Source organism: Microbacterium sp. Y547 (genome assembly GCF_057669785.1).
In genome coordinates this window covers 165,264-183,310 of the sequence record NZ_JBYHFN010000002.1, presented here as the reverse complement: position 1 = coordinate 183,310, position 18,047 = coordinate 165,264, and the positions used below count along the sequence as shown (strand labels likewise).

Annotated in this window: 18 protein-coding genes; 7 read left to right on the top strand and 11 right to left on the bottom strand. The window is 68.8% G+C overall.

Going from position 1 to position 18,047, the window contains the following annotated elements:
- Positions 1-114: 114 nt before the first annotated feature.
- The 3 genes from AC25Y0_RS03860 to AC25Y0_RS03850 all read left to right on the top strand — a co-directional run bounded on the left by AC25Y0_RS03860 (position 115) and on the right by AC25Y0_RS03850 (position 2,375).
- Positions 115-660, top strand: coding sequence for a dihydrofolate reductase family protein (locus AC25Y0_RS03860; RefSeq protein ID WP_488134214.1), 546 nt, complete (start codon positions 115-117; stop codon positions 658-660).
- Positions 661-784: 124 nt separating this feature from the next.
- The gene (locus AC25Y0_RS03855; RefSeq protein WP_488123067.1) at positions 785-1,705 is read left to right on the top strand and encodes an AEC family transporter; all 921 of its coding nucleotides are present in this window, start codon (positions 785-787) and stop codon (positions 1,703-1,705) included.
- A 112-nt stretch (positions 1,706-1,817) separates the two neighbouring features.
- Complete coding sequence (locus tag AC25Y0_RS03850) at positions 1,818-2,375, top strand: HdeD family acid-resistance protein (protein WP_488123066.1); 558 nt, start codon at positions 1,818-1,820, stop codon at positions 2,373-2,375.
- A 52-nt stretch (positions 2,376-2,427) separates the two neighbouring features.
- Here the strand turns inward: AC25Y0_RS03850 and AC25Y0_RS03845 are convergent, their stop codons facing one another.
- Positions 2,428-4,407 (bottom strand): S9 family peptidase, encoded by a 1,980-nt coding sequence (locus AC25Y0_RS03845; protein ID WP_488134213.1) that lies wholly within the window; start codon positions 4,405-4,407, stop codon positions 2,428-2,430.
- Between the two features lie 2 nt (positions 4,408-4,409).
- The gene (locus AC25Y0_RS03840; protein ID WP_488134212.1) at positions 4,410-5,174 is read right to left on the bottom strand and encodes an SDR family oxidoreductase; all 765 of its coding nucleotides are present in this window, start codon (positions 5,172-5,174) and stop codon (positions 4,410-4,412) included.
- Between the two features lie 119 nt (positions 5,175-5,293).
- On the opposite strand from AC25Y0_RS03840, the gene AC25Y0_RS03835 reads away from it, so the two are divergent.
- From AC25Y0_RS03835 to AC25Y0_RS03820, 4 genes are all read left to right on the top strand, one after another.
- Positions 5,294-5,788 carry an NfeD family protein gene (locus AC25Y0_RS03835; RefSeq protein ID WP_488123063.1) on the top strand — a complete coding sequence of 165 codons (495 nt, stop codon included), beginning with the start codon at positions 5,294-5,296 and terminating at the stop codon, positions 5,786-5,788.
- Positions 5,781-6,851 (top strand): SPFH domain-containing protein, encoded by a 1,071-nt coding sequence (locus AC25Y0_RS03830; protein WP_488123062.1) that lies wholly within the window; start codon positions 5,781-5,783, stop codon positions 6,849-6,851. The genes AC25Y0_RS03835 and AC25Y0_RS03830 overlap by 8 nt, the downstream gene beginning before the upstream one ends.
- A 1-nt stretch (position 6,852) precedes the next feature.
- Positions 6,853-7,635, top strand: coding sequence for a glycerophosphodiester phosphodiesterase family protein (locus tag AC25Y0_RS03825; protein ID WP_488123061.1), 783 nt, complete (start codon positions 6,853-6,855; stop codon positions 7,633-7,635).
- Between the two features lie 115 nt (positions 7,636-7,750).
- On the top strand, positions 7,751-8,122 hold the full coding sequence (locus AC25Y0_RS03820; RefSeq protein WP_488123060.1) for an RNA polymerase-binding protein RbpA: 372 nt from the start codon (positions 7,751-7,753) through the stop codon (positions 8,120-8,122).
- Positions 8,123-8,127: 5 nt separating this feature from the next.
- On the opposite strand, the gene lnt is transcribed toward AC25Y0_RS03820, so the two are convergent.
- From lnt to AC25Y0_RS03775, 9 genes are all read right to left on the bottom strand, one after another.
- Positions 8,128-9,708 carry an apolipoprotein N-acyltransferase gene (gene lnt, locus AC25Y0_RS03815; RefSeq protein ID WP_488134211.1) on the bottom strand — a complete coding sequence of 527 codons (1,581 nt, stop codon included), beginning with the start codon at positions 9,706-9,708 and terminating at the stop codon, positions 8,128-8,130.
- Positions 9,705-12,140, bottom strand: a complete 2,436-nt coding sequence (locus AC25Y0_RS03810; protein WP_488123058.1) for a DEAD/DEAH box helicase — start codon at positions 12,138-12,140, stop codon at positions 9,705-9,707. The genes lnt and AC25Y0_RS03810 overlap by 4 nt, the downstream gene beginning before the upstream one ends.
- The gene (gene tatC / locus AC25Y0_RS03805; RefSeq protein ID WP_488134343.1) at positions 12,137-12,898 is read right to left on the bottom strand and encodes a twin-arginine translocase subunit TatC; all 762 of its coding nucleotides are present in this window, start codon (positions 12,896-12,898) and stop codon (positions 12,137-12,139) included. The genes AC25Y0_RS03810 and tatC overlap by 4 nt, the downstream gene beginning before the upstream one ends.
- Before the next feature lie 66 nt (positions 12,899-12,964).
- Entirely contained in the window at positions 12,965-13,228 is a 264-nt protein-coding gene (gene tatA / locus AC25Y0_RS03800) for a Sec-independent protein translocase subunit TatA (protein WP_488123057.1), read from the bottom strand.
- Positions 13,229-13,314: 86 nt separating this feature from the next.
- The gene (locus AC25Y0_RS03795) at positions 13,315-14,277 is read right to left on the bottom strand and encodes a helix-turn-helix transcriptional regulator (protein ID WP_488134210.1); all 963 of its coding nucleotides are present in this window, start codon (positions 14,275-14,277) and stop codon (positions 13,315-13,317) included.
- The gene (locus AC25Y0_RS03790) at positions 14,274-15,269 is read right to left on the bottom strand and encodes a helix-turn-helix transcriptional regulator (protein ID WP_488123055.1); all 996 of its coding nucleotides are present in this window, start codon (positions 15,267-15,269) and stop codon (positions 14,274-14,276) included. Before AC25Y0_RS03790 ends, AC25Y0_RS03795 begins: the two co-directional genes overlap by 4 nt.
- 42 nt (positions 15,270-15,311) lie before the next feature.
- Positions 15,312-16,265, bottom strand: coding sequence for an FKBP-type peptidyl-prolyl cis-trans isomerase (locus AC25Y0_RS03785; protein WP_488123054.1), 954 nt, complete (start codon positions 16,263-16,265; stop codon positions 15,312-15,314).
- A gap of 9 nt (positions 16,266-16,274) precedes the next feature.
- The gene (locus AC25Y0_RS03780) at positions 16,275-17,285 is read right to left on the bottom strand and encodes a tRNA (adenine-N1)-methyltransferase (protein WP_488123053.1); all 1,011 of its coding nucleotides are present in this window, start codon (positions 17,283-17,285) and stop codon (positions 16,275-16,277) included.
- Entirely contained in the window at positions 17,282-17,965 is a 684-nt protein-coding gene (locus AC25Y0_RS03775; protein WP_488123052.1) for an HAD family hydrolase, read from the bottom strand. The genes AC25Y0_RS03780 and AC25Y0_RS03775 overlap by 4 nt, the downstream gene beginning before the upstream one ends.
- Positions 17,966-18,047: the final 82 nt, after the last annotated feature.

The window sequence follows — 18,047 nt, the reverse complement described above, 5'->3', positions numbered from 1 at the left end:
GGACGGAGCCGTAGCCCTCGAGCAGCTCTGTCGCGTAGCCCCAGGCGCAGGTCGCGCGGCGATCACGACGCGCGCGCCCTTTCCCGCCCCGCATCCGCGTCGTAATCTCCTCACATGCGCAGCCTCACGTACTCCATCAACGTCACGCTCGACGGGTGCGTCGACCACCGGGAGGGGATGCCCGACCCCGAGAGCCACCGCCACGCGACGGACTTCATCGCGCGTGCCGACGCTCTCATCCTCGGCCGCGTGACCTATCAGATGATGGAGGACGCCTGGCGCTCGCCGATCTCGGACGACATGCCCGAGTGGACGCACCCGTTCGCCGAGACGATCGATTCCGCAGAGAAGTTCGTCGTGTCGTCGTCTCTGACTTCTGTGGACTGGAACGCGCAGCTTCTTCACGGCGACCTGCGGAGCGAGGTCCAGCGGGTGAAGGAGATGCCCGGGGAGAGTCTCTATACCGGCGGAGTGACCCTTCCGACGGCACTGGCGGAGTGGGGGCTCATCGACGAGTACCAGTTCGTCGTGCTGCCACGGATCGCCGGGCACGGTCCGCGGCTGTTCGACGGGCTGTCCGCGCCACTGGATCTCACGCTCACCGGGCGCGTGGAGTTCGCCTCCGGCGCCGTCGCGCTCACCTACATCCCGAACCGGTGAACGAAAGCGGGCGAGGTTCGGGGAGGAGGCGCGCGACCATGAGCTGACATAATGTGCATTATCGGCGACACCACTGAGTGGGCGACGTCCTCGATCGCCGCACCGGCGGCCCTACGCTCGAAGCATGCTCGACTCGCTGACGGGATTCGTCGTGGTGGGCGTCGCGATCCTCGTCGGCTGGATCATCGGACGCATCGACCTGCTCGGCGAACACGCGCGTCCTGTCCTCGCGCGCCTGACGTTCTTCGTGCTGTCGCCGTTCCTGCTGTTCGTCGTACTCGCACAGGCCGACGTCGCGATGCTCTTCTCCGCCCTGCTGCCCGTCTCGGCCATCGCCGCCCTCGCGGTCATGGCGGTCTACGTCGTGATCGCGCGCCTGGCCTGGCGCCGCTCCGTCGGCGAGACCCTCATCGGGGCGCTGAGCGCAGGACAGGTCAACTCGAACAACATCGGCATCCCGCTCTCGCTCTATCTGCTCGGCAGCGCCGCGTTCCCGGCGCCGGTCATCCTGCTGCAGCTGCTCCTCTTCACGCCCATCTCGATCAGCATCCTCGACGCGGTCAGCTCCAGCCGCTCGTCGATCTGGCGCGTTCTCGGCCGCACGGCCGTCAACCCGATCGTGCTGGGATCCGTGCTCGGCACGCTCGTGTCCGTGAGCGGCCTCGAGCTGCCGCCGATCGTCATGGAGCCGGCGATCCTCCTCGCCAATGCCTGCGTTCCCGTCCTGCTCATCAGCTACGGCATCTCGCTCTACGGGCAGCGCGTGCTCGGCGCGTCCGGGCGCCGGCGGGACATCGTCTTGGCGACCGCGCTGAAGCTCGTCGTCATGCCGCTCGTCGGGTGGGCCGTCGCGAGATTCGTCTTCGGCTTGTCGGATTCCGACGTGCTCGTCGTCGTCGTGCTGGCGGCGCTGCCGACGGCGCAGAACGTCTTCAACTACTCCCAGCGCTACGGCGTCGGCGAGACCATCTCACGGGACACGATCTTCCTCACGACGGTCGGATGCGTCCCCGTGATTCTTCTCGCGACATTCCTACTGTCGTGACCCCCCGGATGCCGCGCCACACGCCGCATCGAAACAACGACATAACTCTGAACCTTAGGTCTAGACTTCAGGCGCCCCTGTTTTCAGGAATCTCTCAGGAAGGGACAATCCCATGTCCACAGACTCCCCCGTCGCGAAGTCGGCCGTCAACGGCATTCGCACCGCTCTCGGCATCGGCGGCGTGCTCGCCGTCATCGTCGGCATCCTCATTCTCGTCTGGCCCGGTCGCACCGCCATGGTGGTCACCGCCATCATCGCGATCTACGCCATCGCCGCCGGCCTCGTCTACGCCGGACTCGGCATCTTCTCCAAGACGAAGGGCGGATGGGCGCGGATCGGCCACATCCTGCTCGGCGTGCTGTTCATCATCGCGGGCATCATCGCGTTCATGAATCTCGGCGCGACGACGGCGTTCCTCGCCGTATTCATCGGGATCCTCGTCGGCATCATGTGGATCATCGAAGGAATCGTGTCTCTCACGACCCTCAACGACACCTCGTCGAAGGGCTGGACGATCTTCTTCGCGATCATCAGCATCATCGCCGGTCTCATCCTGCTTTTCTCGCCGGCCTACATCGCCGCACTGTGGTGGCTGCTCGGCATCTCGGCCATCGTGCTCGGCGTGGTCAACGTCATCCGCGCCTTCACCTTCAAGGGCAGCGACCTGTAACGGCACGCTTCCTGGTGGACGGTCCTCGGCAGATGCCGGGGACCGTTCTCTTTCACCCGGTGGGCAGGATCCGTTCCCACCAGCCGAGAACAGCGGCGAATCGCTCGACCCGGTGCCGCGGGCGACCCGACCTCGTGAGGTCGTGGTTCTCCCCCGGGAAGATGAGCATCTCGGTGGGTGTCCCCTGCCGCTTGAGCGCAGAGTAGTACCGCGTCGCCTGCTCGAGGGGGCACCGGAAGTCCAGCTCGGCGTGCATCACGAGTGTCGGGGTGCGCACTCCGCCGACGACGGCGAGCGGGCTCTGCCGCGCGATGTCTGCCGGATCGACGCCGACGTACTCGTCTCCGAAGAAAGATCCGATGTCACTCGTTCCCTGGAACGACGCCGGATCCAGGAAGCCCCGTTCGACGATCGCCCCTGCGAACCGGTGATCGTGCGCGATGATCCACGCGGTCAGATAGCCGCCGTATGACCCGCCCATGATGCCGACGCGCGACGCGTCCAACCGGGGATCCCCCGCGAGTGCTCCGTCGAGGAAGTCGATCACGTCGTGGTGATCGACCGTGCCCATGGCGCCCCGGATGCTGCGCCCATGCGCACGACCGTAGCCGGCAGACCCGCGCGGGTTGCAGTAGACAACCGCGTAGCCCGCGTCGACGAGCACCTGCGTCTCATCGAACAGGTGTATGCCGTAGGCGGCATACGGCCCCCCGTGGATCTGCAGGATGACAGGGAACGGCCCCTCCCCCTCGGGCGCGGCGACCCAGCCGTGGACGGGTGTGCCGTCGCGGCCGATCACCGTCCGTTCATCCGGCAGCACGACCCCGGATGCCGCGACGGCTGCTCCGAATGCCGTCACGGTGCGGTGCAGGCCGTGATCGAGCACGACGAGTTCGCCGAACGATTCAGGCGTCGCCACAGCCGCGACGATGCGCCCACCGCCGGCCGCGTGCCCCGCGACCTCCACATCGCCGCCGAGCACCTCGGCGACCACACCCGACCGCGTCACGCGCAGCAGTCGCACGCGGCCGCGCGTGCGGTCCTGCACGAGCACGTCATCTTCGTCGAAGCCGATGTGGCTTCCGACCTCGCCGAGATCGATCGTCTCGGGGTCGGTGAGGCAGCGCGGTGCATCCTCGCCGAGCTCCCACAGCGCGACACCGGGTGCGACGAAATCCACGCCCGACTCCCCCACCTCCGACGCGAGCACGAACACCCTTCCGTCCGGCGCCACGGCGATGTCGGTGACCGACAGCCCTGCGTCGGGCGTGAGCAGATCGCGCGCCCCCTCCTCGGGCGCGATCGCGATGATGCGCGAGCGCAGATCGCGGCGATCAGGCTCGATCTCGTCGACGAGCACGAGCACCTCGTCGCCGCGGAACACGACCCCGCTGTGCGAGGCTGTGCCCTCGGTCAGTCGTACCGGCTCCCCCGGGATCCGTCGGCGATGCTCGGGCTCCGCGCCCTCGGGGAGGACAGCGGGGGCCGGCTCGTAGAACGGCTCGCTGTCCACGAGCGGGGCCGCGATGACGAACAGGTGGGCCGGCTGATCGGCGAGGTAGCCGAGGCCGTTCGCGTGCCAGCGCACGCCCGTGATGCGGCGCGGGCTTTCAGCCGCAGCATCCAGCCCCTCGATCGTGCCGTAGCGACCATGCTCGGGCATCCGTGCGATGTAGGCCAGCCGCGCACCGTCGGGCGCCCACGCGAACTCCGAGACGCCCAGCGGCGCGGCCGTCGCCTGCACGGGCTCGCCGCCGTTCGCCGAGACGACGAAGACCTGCGGCCTCCCCTTTTCATCCCCGCGCAGAAACGCGAGTCTGCTGTCGTCGGGAGAGAGTGCCGGTGCCGTGTCGGCGGCGCCGCGCGTCAGGCGGCGCGGTGTTCCGTCGGGCAGGTCGACGCGCCAGATCTGGCCCACGTCTCGGTTGGCCTCGAGATCGGGGCGCGACGTCGCGAAGACGGCGAACGACCCGTCGCGGGCGATGTCGGGCCGACCCACCGCGACGAGTTTGCCGATGTCGGTGGCCCGCATGCTCACTCCTTCGCGAACGATCCGGTATCGCCGACGAGCCGCGTGTTGTCTTCGGGCAGCGGCTCGACCGCCGCCCGAGCGATCTCGGCCGCGAACTCCGAGACGTTGTAGAGGCGCCCGGCCGATTCGCGGCGCGACGAGATCGCACCGGGATTCGCACGCTCGAGCAGGGTCGCGGTGATCGTGCCCTCGATCATGTCGCCCGACACGACGACGAAGCCGATGCCCTTCGCCTCCAGCTCGGGAATCCGCTCGCGCAGGGCGTCCTCGCCCGCACGCTTGGACAGCGCGACCGGTTCGTACTCGGGCATCGTCGGCGTCGTGCGGATGAAGTGGGCCTGGTGGCTCGTGACGAACACGACACGCGAACCGTCGCCGAGCAGCGGCAGGGCGGCATCCAGCACCCGAACCTGCGCGTCGCGGTTCAGCTGCAGCGCGTAGTCCTCGGCCATTCCGGCCTCCATGCCGCCCGAGGCGTTCAGCACGAGGATGTCGAGCTTTCCGAACGTGCGCTGGACGGCGGCGAACATTTCGTTCACCGAGTCGGCGTCGGTGAGATCCGCACCGACCACGAGGGCTTCGACCCCGAGCTCACGCACCTGCGCCGCGAGCTTCTCAGCGCGAGGAGCCTTGTTGCGGAAGTTGATGACGACGTTCGCGCCCGCCTCGGCGAGGTACTGCACCGTGTCAGCGCCGATCCCGCGGGATGATCCCGTCACGAGCGCCGTTTTGCCGCTCAGCGAGCCGGGTTCGAGGATCTGGGACATGGTGCTGCTCCTGGAAATGACAAGGCGGCGAGCGACGCTCGGGGACGAATCGACCCTATCAACGGACCGTTGCTCCGCCCGGGCTTGGTAGTGTTTCTGGAGCGACCGAGGGGGTGGCCATGCTTCCGGATCTGACGCAGTACCTGTGGATCGCTTGGATTGTCCTCGCGCTGCTGTTCGTGGTGATCGAGGTGCTCACGCTCGAGTTCACGTTCCTCATGCTCGCCGCCGGAACCCTGATCGGCGGCCTCGGCGTCGAACTTCTCGGCGGCCCCTGGTGGCTGCAGATCACACTGGCGGCTGCACTGTCGGCGCTCCTGCTTTTCGCGATCAGGCCGCTCCTGCTGAGAATCCTGCATCGCCGCGCCGACCCGGCGCGCACGAACGTCGACGCCCTGTACGGCATGGGCGCCCGTGTCGTCGCGCCCTTCGTCGACGGTCTCGGCTCCGTCCGGCTCGACAACGGCGAGACCTGGACGGCGAAGCTCCCGCACGACACCTCGACCCCTCTGGCCGTCGGCTCGCGGGCGATCGTGCTCACCGTCTTGGGTGCGACCGTCGAAGTGGGGCCCGCGGCATCCCCTTCCCCTATCGAAAGGAACCCCGATGGTTGACCCCGGAGCGTTCATCGGGCAGATCTTCGTGATCGCCCTGCTCGTCGTCCTGGTGATCTTCGTGATCGTCGTGGTCTTCCGCTCGATCCGCATCGTGCCGCAGGCCTACGCGGGCGTCGTCGAACGTCTCGGGCGGTATCAGCGCACCCTGCAACCCGGTCTCAACCTGCTCGTGCCGTTCGTGGATCGCCTGCGTCCGCTCGTCGACATGCGCGAGCAGGTCGTGTCGTTCCCGCCGCAGCCGGTCATCACCGAAGACAACCTCGTCGTTTCGATCGACACCGTCGTGTACTTCCAGGTCAACGATGCGCGCGCCGCGACCTACGAAATCGCCAACTACTTGAGCGCCGTCGAGCAGCTCACGACGACGACGCTGCGCAACGTCGTCGGCGGACTGAACCTCGAAGAGGCCCTCACGAGCCGCGACAACATCAACGGCCAGCTACGCGTCGTCCTCGACGAGGCGACCGGCAAGTGGGGCCTGCGCGTGAACCGCGTCGAGCTCAAGGCGATCGACCCGCCCCACTCGATCCAGGACTCCATGGAGAAGCAGATGCGCGCCGAGCGCGAGCGTCGCGCCACGATCCTGACGGCCGAAGGCTCGAAGCAGTCGCAGATCCTCGAGGCCGAGGGCCGGCGACAGGCCGAGATCCTCAGCGCCGAGGGCGACAAGCAGGCCGCTGTGCTGCGCGCGCAGGGTGAGGCTGAAGCCATCCAGATGGTCTTCGACGCGATCCACGCCGGAGCGCCCGACGAGCAGCTTCTGGCGTATCAGTACCTTCAGACTCTGCCCAAGATCGCCGAGAGCTCCTCGAGCAAGCTCTGGATCATTCCGAGCGAACTCACCGAGGCGCTCAAGGGCATCGGCGACGCGTTCGGCGGACGAGCCGCCGCAGCAGCATCGACACCCCGGCCGCGTGCGAGCCGGCCCGCGACGAGTGCGAGCCAGGAAGCCTCGGCCGCAGTCGCCGCAGCCCGCGAAGCCGCCTCCGCAGCCGACGACATCGCTTCAGAGGCTCTGTCGACCGAGATGCCCGCACGCCGCTCGCCAGGCGACGTCTGACGTGACGGCGAGCCGGCACCCGTTCCTCGCCGGCGTACGACCCCGCGTGCTCGCGCACCGGGGACTCGTGACGCCAGAAAGCACGGCACTCGGCGTCGCCGAGAACTCCTTCGCGGCCATCGCGGCCGCCCACGCCGCGGGCGCGGACATCGTCGAATCGGACTGTCATGTCACGCGCGACGGCGTCGTCGTGCTGTTCCACGACGACGATCTGCAGCGCGTGACGGGCGACCCGCGCAAGATCGCCGACGTCACCTCGACCGAGCTCGAATCGATCATGTCCGAGCGCGGCGGACTCGCCACGCTCGCTCAGGCGCTCGATGCGTTCCCCACGGTCCGGTTCAATCTCGATGCCAAGTCGGACGCTGTCGCCGAGCCCATGGGCACGGCGATCGCGCCCCACGCCGAGCGCGTGCTCGTCGCGAGCTTCTCCGATGCACGGCGCCGGCGCACATTGGAAGCGATCGCGGCCGCCGGGGCGGAGATGGTGCCCGCGACCTCGGCGGGCCGCGAGACGGTCACCCGTGTCATCGCGGGAGTGCGCATGCGCTCGCGAGTGCTCGTCTCGCGCAGTGTGCGCGGCATCGACGCGCTCCAGGTGCCCGAGCGGCACGGGCGCGTGCGCGTCGTCACACCGCGCCTGATCGAGGCCGCGCACCGCTTCGGTGTCGAGGTGCACGTATGGACCGTGAACGACCCCGCCGCGATGATCCGCCTCGTCGGCATGGGGGTCGATGGCATCGTCACCGACCGAGCCGACATTGCCATCGACGTGCTCGCCTGAGCATCACTGAGGCACCCGCTGAGCATCCTCTGTGAAAGGGTCTGGAACAGGCCCTTCTCGGATGATCCACCCAGGTCAAGACGTTAGACCTGATACCTGTTGAGAGGACCACACAATGGCAGATCGCAGCCTGCGCGGCATACGCCTTGGCGCCCAGAGCCTACAGAGCGAAGAAGGCGTTGTTTTCCACGAGCGCGCACAGCACACGTACGCGTGCACGTCGTGTGAGCGTGACACCGTCATGACCTTCGCAGTCGACGCTGAAGTACCGGATGCCTGGGAGTGCCGCCAGTGCGGTGCCGAGGCACTCCGTCGTATCGGCGACACGACCGCGACGGTCGACCACTCGAACGAGAAGGTGCCCCGTTCGCACTGGGACATGCTCCTCGAGCGACGCACGATTCCAGAGCTCGAGGAATTGCTCGAAGAGCGTCTCGCCTTCGTCCGCGCCCGCCGTGGTGCGAGCGAGACGAAGATCAGCGCCTGAGCTGACTACGACTCGACGACGCCGGCCCCTCCTCGGGCCGGCGTCGTCTTCGTTGTGCGGCCAGACGCCCGCACCCAGACGCCGAGGGCGATGAGGGCGACCAGTCCGCCCCACCCGATGACGAGCTGCAGCCAGCCGCCCACGATCACCGCCGGTGTGAGCCCCGTCCGCAGCGGCACGTCGGTGAGCATGTGCCCCGCTTCACCCGCCGGCAGACCGTCGATCGTCGACCCATCGGGCGCGATGGCCTGACTCGTGCCCACGGTCGAGAGGTTCATGACCGCGCGTCCGGTCTCGATCGCCCGCATCCGTGCGAAAGCGAGCTGCTGCAGGTTCTCGTCGGTGTCACGGAAGTCGGCGTTGTTCGTCTGGAACATGTAGACCTCGGCGCCCTCGCGCGCACCCTGCCAGATGACGTCGTCGTAGATGACGTCGAAGCAGATCGCCAGCCCCACGCCGATCCCGTCGAGATCGAAGAAGGGCGCGTTCGAGCCGGGCGTGTACTCGCGTTGGATCAGTCCGATGAGATCGGGCGCGATAGCCTCGAAGAACCACCGATCGGGCACGTACTCCCCCATGGGCACCGGATTGAGCTTGTCGTGCATCTGCACGGCACCTTCGCCCTGCACCCACAGGATCGACGTGTTGAACGTGTCGTCCCCACGCTGCGTCGCGGCGTTCACGATGAGCGGCGCGTCGACCTGCCGGGCGAGCCGGTCGAGCACGGCCGCCGTCGTGGGGTTCGACAGCGGATCCGAGTCGATGCCACCCTCCGGCCACAGCAGCACGTCGATGTCCTCGCCGAAGAGCGGAGCGGAGGCCGTGAGCTGAGCGTTCAGCACCGCGTTGCGGGTGCGTTCGTCGAAATACCCCGAGGGGCCGTCGCCCTGTACGGCGCCGACCCGCAGGTTCCCCGCCGGCTCGGTCGGGAACGCGGGCACGGCGACCAGCAGCACGGCAAGTGCCGCCGACGGGATCGCCGTGCGCATGTCGCGGAAACGCCGCATCCGGACCCATTCGATGACGGCCGCGGTGAAGAAGACCATGAGGAATGTGAGCCCCGCCACACCGACCCACGACGCGATGTGCGCGAGCGGGCTCTCGGACTGACTCATGCCGATGCGCCCCCAGGGGAAGCCCGTGTAGGGCCAGGAGCCCATGAACAGCTCGCGCCCCGTCCAGAGGGCACCCACGAGGGCGGGAAGGCCCACAAGGCGCCACCAGCGCCCCGCGAGGACGCGCGGCATCCACCGGTAGGCCAGGGCGATGGGGATCGACCCCAGCCCCATGAACAGCGCCTCGAGGCCCGAGAGGGCGAACCAGGGGACGACGCCGAGGTAGCGCGTGATCCACATGATGTGGATGAGGTAGAACGACGCACCGAACACGAGCCCGACCAGGAGCGCACTCCACGCGCCGCGGCCGATGAGCGCGACGAGCGACAGCCCGACGCCGACGAACGCGAGCGGCCACCAGCCGACCGCGGGGAAGGCGAGGTCGAGGACCGCCCCCGCCGCGGCGGACACGATGAGCGCAGCCCACAGCGGCAGCAGGGGGCGGATGCGGGGAGTCTGCGGCTCGCTCATACCGACGAGTACGCCACAATGCCGCGCCGTACGCCGTCGAGGGCCTTCCGCGCCGTACGGGCGAGCTTCTCGTCGGCGACGAGCGAGAGCTGATCGAGCAGGTCGATCGTCTGCTTGGCCCAGCGCACGAAGTCTCCGGCTGCCATGTCGGCCTGATCGAGCACCCGCTCGAGGGGCAGCCCGTTGGCCCACGACGCCATCGCGCGGGCGAGGCTGGCGGCGACCGGCTCGGATCCCGGCAGCTGGTGCGCGCGCTCGAGGTCGTCGAGCTGCTGCCACAGCGCCAGCGTGTCGGCGTAGGCGCGCCGGAACGGGCCGCGGGGCAGGTCGTGCTCGCCCGTCATTCCGTCATCGCGTCGCGGCTCGTAGACGATCGAGCACGCCAGGGCCGCAAGCGACGCGGGATCCAGCTCCTGCCAGATGCCCTGGCGCAGCGATTCCGCCACGAGCAGGTCGCGTTCGCCGTAAATCCGCCGCATCGTGCGACCGGCGCTGGTCAGCACCGTCGTGCCGTCGTCCTCGACCCGCACGTAGTCCAGTTCGCTCAGTACATCGACGACGCGGTCGAAGACGCGGGCGACCGCGCCCGTCCGGGTCTCGATCTGTCGGCGCAGCTTGCTGACGGTGCGTTTGAGCTTCCAGTACCGCTCCCCCCAGCGCGCGTGGTCCTCGCGCTCGGGGCACGAGTGGCACGGGTGGCGCTGCATGCGCGTGCGCAGGGTCGACATCTGCCGCTGGCGCTTGTCGCGCGTGGCCCGCGAGGCGTTGGCGTCCTTGCGGTTGAGCTTCTCGAGGTCGCTCAGCTCGCGGCGGATGCCGGAGTACTCCGCGAAGTCCCCGCGGTCGCACGTCATCGCCTGCGCGTATCCGGCGAGGGACTGCTCCTGCTCGCGCACCTGGCGCGCCAGCCCGACGACCGCACGGTCGGCCTGGAACTGCGCGAACGACGATTCCAGGATCTGCCGCGCTCGGGCGCGTCCGAACTGGTCGATCAGGTTGACCGCCATGTTGTACGTGGGCCGGAAGCTCGAATTCAGCGGGTAGGTCCGCCGTGACGCGAGCGATGCGACCCCCTGCGGATCGAGGCCCTCCGTCCACTGCACGACGGCATGGCCCTCGACGTCGATCCCCCGGCGCCCCGCGCGGCCCGTCAGCTGCGTGTACTCACCCGGAGTGATCGCGACGCGCGCTTCGCCGTTGAACTTCTCGAGCTTTTCGAGAACGACGGTGCGGGCGGGCATGTTGATGCCGAGCGCCAGGGTCTCGGTCGCGAAGACGACCTTCACGAGCTTGCGCTGGTAGAGCTCCTCGACGACCTCCTTGAACGCGGGCAGCAGACCCGCGTGGTGGGATGCCACTCCTCGCTCGAGATTGTCGAGCCACTGCCAGTAGCCGAGTACCTCGAGATCTTCGTCCAGCAGTGTGCGCGTGCGCTCCTCGACGATCTCGCGGATCTCGAGTCGCTCTTCGTGCGTCGTCAAGCGCACGCCGGCGCGACGGACCTGCTGCACGGCAGCGTCGCAGCCCGCCCTGCTGAAGATGAAGAAGATCGCCGGCAGCAGGTTCGCCCGGCCCAGCAGCTCGACCACGTCGGGCCGGTCGATCCGCTCGACCCGCTGCGCGTCCCAGCGACGCGGCTGGCGTCGGTTGCCGCGTCGGCGGTCGGCGACCGCGGGAGCCTTCGCCGAGCGGATGCGCAGCAGCTCCTGGTTGACCTGCGCCGTCGCGACGCCGGCGCGATCGTCGAAGAGCGGCAGCAGATCGCCGCGCACGAGGACGTGCTGCTCGAGCGGGACGGGACGCGTCTCGGACACGATCACCTCGGTGTCACCGCGCACGGTGTCGAGCCAATCGCCGAACTCCTCGGCATTGGACACCGTCGCCGACAGCGACACGAGCCGCACAGCCGGCGGCAGGTGGATGATGACTTCTTCCCACACGGCGCCGCGGAACCGGTCGGCGAGGTAGTGCACCTCGTCCATCACGACGAAGCGCAGGCCCCGCAGTGCAGGCGAATCCGCATAGAGCATGTTGCGCAGCACCTCGGTCGTCATGACGACGACGCGCGCATTGCCGTTGATGTTGGTGTCCCCCGTGAGGAGTCCGACCTCGTCGGCGCCGTACACCTCTTGCAGTTCACGGAACTTCTGGTTCGACAGGGCCTTCATGGGTGTCGTGTAGAACGCCTTGTCGCCGGGCTCCCGCATCGCCAGGTGCACCGCGAACTCGCCGACGATGGTCTTACCCGCTCCCGTGGGCGCCGCAACGAGAACGCTGCGACCCGCTTCGAGCGCCTCGCATCCCGCGATCTGGAACGGGTCCAGGTCGAAGCGCTGCGCCTCGGCGAACGCCGCCGTCACAGGGCTATGGCGTTCGCGCGAGGAGCGCTTACGTGCGAGCGCGTATCGGTCGGCGGGGCCGAGGTCGCTCATGAAGGTGCCTCCGGGCCGAGCAGAGTGGCGTCGCGCTTGGACTTGCGTCGGTCGAACAGCATGGACAGCCCCGCCGCCGCGAAGAAGAGCAGGGTCAGGATGCCGGCGAGCAGGAATGTCGTGACGACATCGGCGGGGGGCGTGGCGATCGCGGCGAACGTGACAGCGACGAGAACCGCGACACGCCAGCCCTTCAGGATCGCCCGGCCCGAGATGACGCCCGAGAGGTTCAGCGCCACGAGGAAGATCGGCAGCACGAAGGCCACGCCGACGAAGACGAGCAGCTTGAAGACGAAGTCGTAGTAATACATCGCGTCGTAGAACGCGGCCGCACCGTCGGGCACGAACTCGGCCATCAGCTTCACGATGTTGGGCATGACGTAGAGCCCCGTCGCGCACCCCGCGAAGAACAGCGGCACAGCGGCGCACACGAACCCGATCGTGTAGAGGATCTCCCTGCGGCGCAGCCCCGGCATGATGAACGCCCAGATCTGCCAGAGCCAGATCGGCGCCGACAGCAGGATGCCGATCGCGAACGACATCCGCAGCTTCAGGTCGAAGCCCGACGTCACGGTGCTGAACATGAGCTCGACGCGCGACTCGTCACCGCGCGCATCCGCGACGATGCGGATGGGCTCGGTGATGATGTGCAGCACCGGGTCGGTGATCATGAACGCGACCACCATGGCGGCCACGAGCGCGATGGCGCAGATGATGAGCCTGTTCTTCAGCTCGACCAGATGCCCACCCAGCGACATCCGCCGGTCGCGGCGCGAAGGTCTGCGTCCGCGTGCGTGCGGTTGCTCAGCCGTCACCACGGACGACTACGGCTTGGGGTTGGATGCCCCACCCGAATTCGAGGGGTTCTCGGTCGGTGATGCAGGTACGGGGTGGGGCGGATCGGCGACGACAGAAGTCGCCGTCGTGGCCTCAGCGGCCTTGTCGTCCTCTTTCATGGCCTTCATCTCGCCCTTGAACACGCGCGCCGACTGGCCCATGCTCTTCGCGAGCGCCGGGAGCTTGGCCGCCCCGAACAGCAGAAGGATCACGGCCAGGATAAGGAGCCACTGCCAGCCTTGGATTCCCATGAGTGTCCTTCTTCCAGGATGTCGTCGCCCCAGTGTAACCCCGCTGACTTCGTGCGACGCAGGTGACAGGCGGGGTTCGAATACCGTCAGCGGTAGAGCGCGAGGCCCGCTGCCGCCCAGTCCGCCGCCGCGCGGCGGGCCGCCTCGGGCTCGACGATCTCGACGGCGCCGCCGCGGCGGGTGACGAGCCGACGCAGGCTCACTTCGTCGGCGACGCGCAACGTCGCCAGAGTCACGCCGTTCGTCGTCTTCATCGTCGCCCCGGCGAGGTACTCACCCAAGAGCGGTGCGACGTCGTCGGCGAAGCACAGCGTCACGACGTCTTGCCCCTCGCTCTCTTCGAACCAATCCGGCACGCGGTCCTCGGCGTGCGTCGTGGCGATGTCGGTGGCTACAGGGTCGCTGACCCGGTCGAGGTGGAACGTGCGCATGCCCTCGCGCAGATGGCACCACCCCTGCAGATACCACTGAGCGTCGGCGATGACGACCTTCACGGGGTCCACCGTGCGGGTCGTGGCGGCGGCATCCGGAGCCTTGTACGTGAACGACACCGCGACGCCTCGCTGGAGTGCCGCCGCGACGACGTCTCGCACGGCATCGACGGGGCCCGGCGCGACGATGACGTCAGCGGGAGCAGCCGACGCTCCGCGCGCGAGTTTGGCGAGCAGTGCGGTGAACAGCTCGGTGTCGCCGACTCCGGGGATCGTGCGAGCCAGCTGCAGCCCCGCGAGCAGCGCGGCGGCCTCGCGAGCGGTGAGCCGGGGTGCCCGCTCGAGCCCGACGGCGTTCGTGATCGAGATGATCCCCTGCTGGTCGAGCAGGTCCCAGTCGATGTCGAACAGGTCGTTGGCCATCTGCCAGTACCCACCGTCACCGGGGAGTCCGATGACGGTGAGCTTCTCGACCATGCCGCGCATCTGCTCGGGATCGACGTCGAACTCTTCGGCCGCCTCGGCGATCGAGACCTCGCCCTTGCCGACGAGATAGGGCACGAGCTGCAGCAGCAGGGCTGCCCGATCGGTGGCGACGAGCGGCTTGCGGGGCGTCATCGTGCGGCTCCGTGCAGGGTCGCCGCGGCTTCGAGCCGCGCGATGACCAGATCCCGCAGATCCGCTGGCTCGACGACGCGCACCTCGGGACCGTACGAGGCGAGCTCATCGGCGAAGAAGTGAACGTCGACGTACGACACGAGGATCCCCTGGTCGGCCGGGGTCGCCCGCCGTCCCAGGCGCAGCGCTGCCTCGGTGCCCGGAGTGACTTCGAGCAGTGCGACGTTGCGCGCCGCGACCTCACGCAGGCCCGCGAGGGCGCGCTCACCGGCGCCCTCGCGCAGAGCCGCGTCGAATGTCTCCCGGGTGGGTTCGACATCGCCCACGATGCGCGAGAGCAGGAAGGTGCGCTCGGCGCCGGCATCCGTGTCGATGCCGTAAACGTGCCAGCGGGCTTCGTACTCGACGAGCGCGAGCGGCTGCATGCGACGGCGGCGTGCGGTCGTCTCGCCCGGCTTGAGGTACGAGAAGCGCACGACGCGCGCCTGCTCGATCGCGTGCTGCAACGCGGTGAAGCTCGGCTCGCGCACGCTGATGCGCGGTGAGAAGCCGATGATCGGCTCGTCGACCTCGATGCCGAGCGCGCGGATCTTGCGCAGGCCGCTACGCGCGTCGGCCGACAGCGAGCTCTCGCTCCACACACCGCCGGCGAGAGTCAGCAGCGCGACTTCCGCGGGGGTGAAGACGATGTCCTCGGGCAGCGCGTACTCGGCGGTGGGCACGCGGTAGCGGGCCTCGCGCAGGTCATCCGGATCCGCCCAGTCACCGATCGTCTCGATCGGGATGCCGAGACCGCGCAGGTTCTCTTTGTCGCGCTCGAACATCTTCTCGAGGGCGTCCTTCGAGGCACCGGCCTCGGTGTGCTCGCGATATCCGGCGACCGAGGCGAGGATGGTGTCCTTCGTGAGTCCCTGCTCGGTCGCCATCAGCGCCACGACGAGGTTGACAAGCCGCTCCTCGGGCGGGCTCTTGGCGGGGGCTTTGGCGGGCACCTCCTCATCTTAGGTCGGTGCCGCGCCTCGGGCCGGTGCGGACTACTGCGTCGGCGTGGGGTCGAGGCCGAGGATGTCGACGACGAACACGAGGGTCGAGTTCGGCGGGACGGTGCCCTGCGCCTCGTCGCCGAAGCCGTCCTCGGGCGGGACGACGACGAGCACCTGCGAGCCGACCGTCTGGTCCTTGAGCGCCTCGTCGAGTGCGGGCAGGAACGAGCCGAGGGTGATGGAGGGAGGTTCGGTCTCCCACGTCGACTGGAACTCCTCGCGCGTCTCCCAGACCGTGCCGGTCAGGTGGACGCGGACCGGCTGCTCGCCCGTCACGACGGGACCGTTGCCACGCTTGATCGTCTGCACGACGAGTTCGGTCGGCGGTGCGGCGTCGGGAATCGTGACGCCGGGGCGTCCGTCCGGCGCGCGGACGACGCTGGGAAGTCCGAAGCCGGACTGCGGGACATCGACCCCGTCGGCCTTGGACCGGAACACGGTGCGGACGTCGATGACGGCGACGGCCGAATCGTCGGCGTTGATGCCGATCGACGACGCGGAACCCTCTTCGATGTCGCCGGGGGCGAGCGCCACCACGGTGCGGGTGCCCTCGGTCGCGCAGTGCAGGATCTCGGGCAGCGCCGGGATCGCACCCTGCAGGACCGTGAGCGGAATCGGGTTGTAAGCCTGTTGGAGGGCGACTTCGCCCGTGCGGCCGTTCACGATCGTCAGATCGATTCCGACGAGCTGATTGTCGCCCACGATCGCGAGGCCGTCGCCCGTCACGACGTCACGCACGGCGAGGTCGTTGGCGCGGAACTGCGGATACACCGAGACATCGGCGGTCTGCGTGGTGTCGTCGGAGACCGTCACGGCATCGAGGACGGCACGGTCAAGGTCGGGCCGCTCGCAGCCCGCACTCGCGGGGGCTGAGCACCCGACGAGGCCGACGGCGACGAGTCCGAGGACCGAGACGGCCGCGGGGATCAGGGGGAATCTGCGCACCAGGACATCCTAAGTGGAAGACGTGGTCTCGACGGGCGCAGCTTCGGCTGCCATTCGGGCCCCGTCCGCCGCCTTCTGCGCCTCGCGCACCCGCTTGCGCAGGTTCTTGTCGGAGATCTGCCGATCCCCCACTGCTCCCGGCGTCCACAGCTCGACGTCCTCGTCGCCGTAGCTCGACTTCGACGCGCGGCGCTTGACTTCGGGCGGAACGGCCCCGGGCGCGAGGCGGCGCGCCCAGATCAGGAAGCCCGTGTGCGCGATCATGCGGTGATCGGGGCGCACGGCGAGACCCTCGACGTGCCAGCCGCGCACCATCGTCTCGCTGGCGTCGGGGTCGGTGAACAGCCCGGTGCCGCGAATGTACTCGGCGACCCGGCTCAGCTGGGTGGCCGTCGCGACGTAGCAGAGCACGACGCCGCCGGGGGTCAGCGCATCGGCGACGACGTCGATGCACTCCCAGGGCGCGAGCATGTCGAGCACGACACGGTCGACGGATGCCGGCTCGACGGCCGTGGGCAGAGAGGCCACGAGGTCGCCCACGATGACCTGCCAGTTCTCGGGGGTTGTTCCGAGGAACGTGCTCACGTTGGCCGTGGCCACCTCGGCGAACTCAGCACGCCGCTCGAACGACAGGACGCGCCCGGTCGACCCGGCCGCGCGCAGCAGCGACAGCGACAGCGCACCCGACCCGACACCGGCTTCGACGACGACGGACCCGGGGAAGATGTCAGCCTGCGCGACGATCTGCGCGGCATCCTTCGGGTAGACGATGGCCGCTCCGCGCGGCATCGACATGACGAAGTCGCGCAGCAGGGGACGCAGCGCCAGATACTCCTGGCCGGAGCTGTTGACGACGACAGAGCCGTCCGGCTGCCCGATGAGCTCGGCGTGGCGCAGCACACCGTGGTGCGTGTGCAGCTCGCCGTCCTCGCGGAGCGTGACGGTGTGCATGCGTCCCTTCGGGCCGGTCAGCTGGACGCGGTCGCCGAGGCGGAAGGGTCCGCGGGGCTGTTCGGTCATCGTGCGACTCCGATCGTGCGGTGCGAATCGTGGACCGTCGAGACATCGGCGGCCGTGCGTCCCTCCAGCGTCGGCCAGATCTCGTGCGCACCCGCCCCCGCGAGGGAGACCATCAGCGGAACGCCGATCACGGTGGCGCCCGAGGCGACGCCCGAGCGGATGCCGTTCGGGGAGTCCTCGATCGCGACGGACTCATCGGGGGCGACGCCGAGCGCCTCGCACGCCTGCAGGTACGGGTCGGGGAAGGGCTTGGGGCGCGTCGCGTCGTCGCCCGCGATCACGACGTCGAACATGTCCTCGCCGATGAGCTCGGCGATCGCCGTCGCCATGCGGCGCATCGACATCGTGACGAGCGCCGTCTTCATCCCGGCGGCACGCACGTCGCGCAGCAACTCGCGCGCGCCGGGCCGGAAGGGCACGCCCTCGGCGGCGATCGTGCTCATGACGGTGTCGGTCAGGTGGTCGACGATGTCGTCGGTGCTCATGCGGACACCCGCGTCCTGCAGGATGCGGGCGGCATCCGAGAGACCCAGTCCCACGAGGCTGAGCGCCTGGTCCGGCGTCCACTCGCCGCCGAAACGAGCCACGAGGGCGCCTTCGGCCGCCATCCAGTGCGACTCGGTGTCGACGAGGGTGCCGTCCATGTCCCACAGGACAGCGGCGGGGGGTGAAGAGGTCATCGTTCCATCGTATCGAGCACGACCCGGACTGCCGGGCGGTCGGGGCGGGCACCTATCCTGGTAGAAGCCCGCGCCGTGGGCG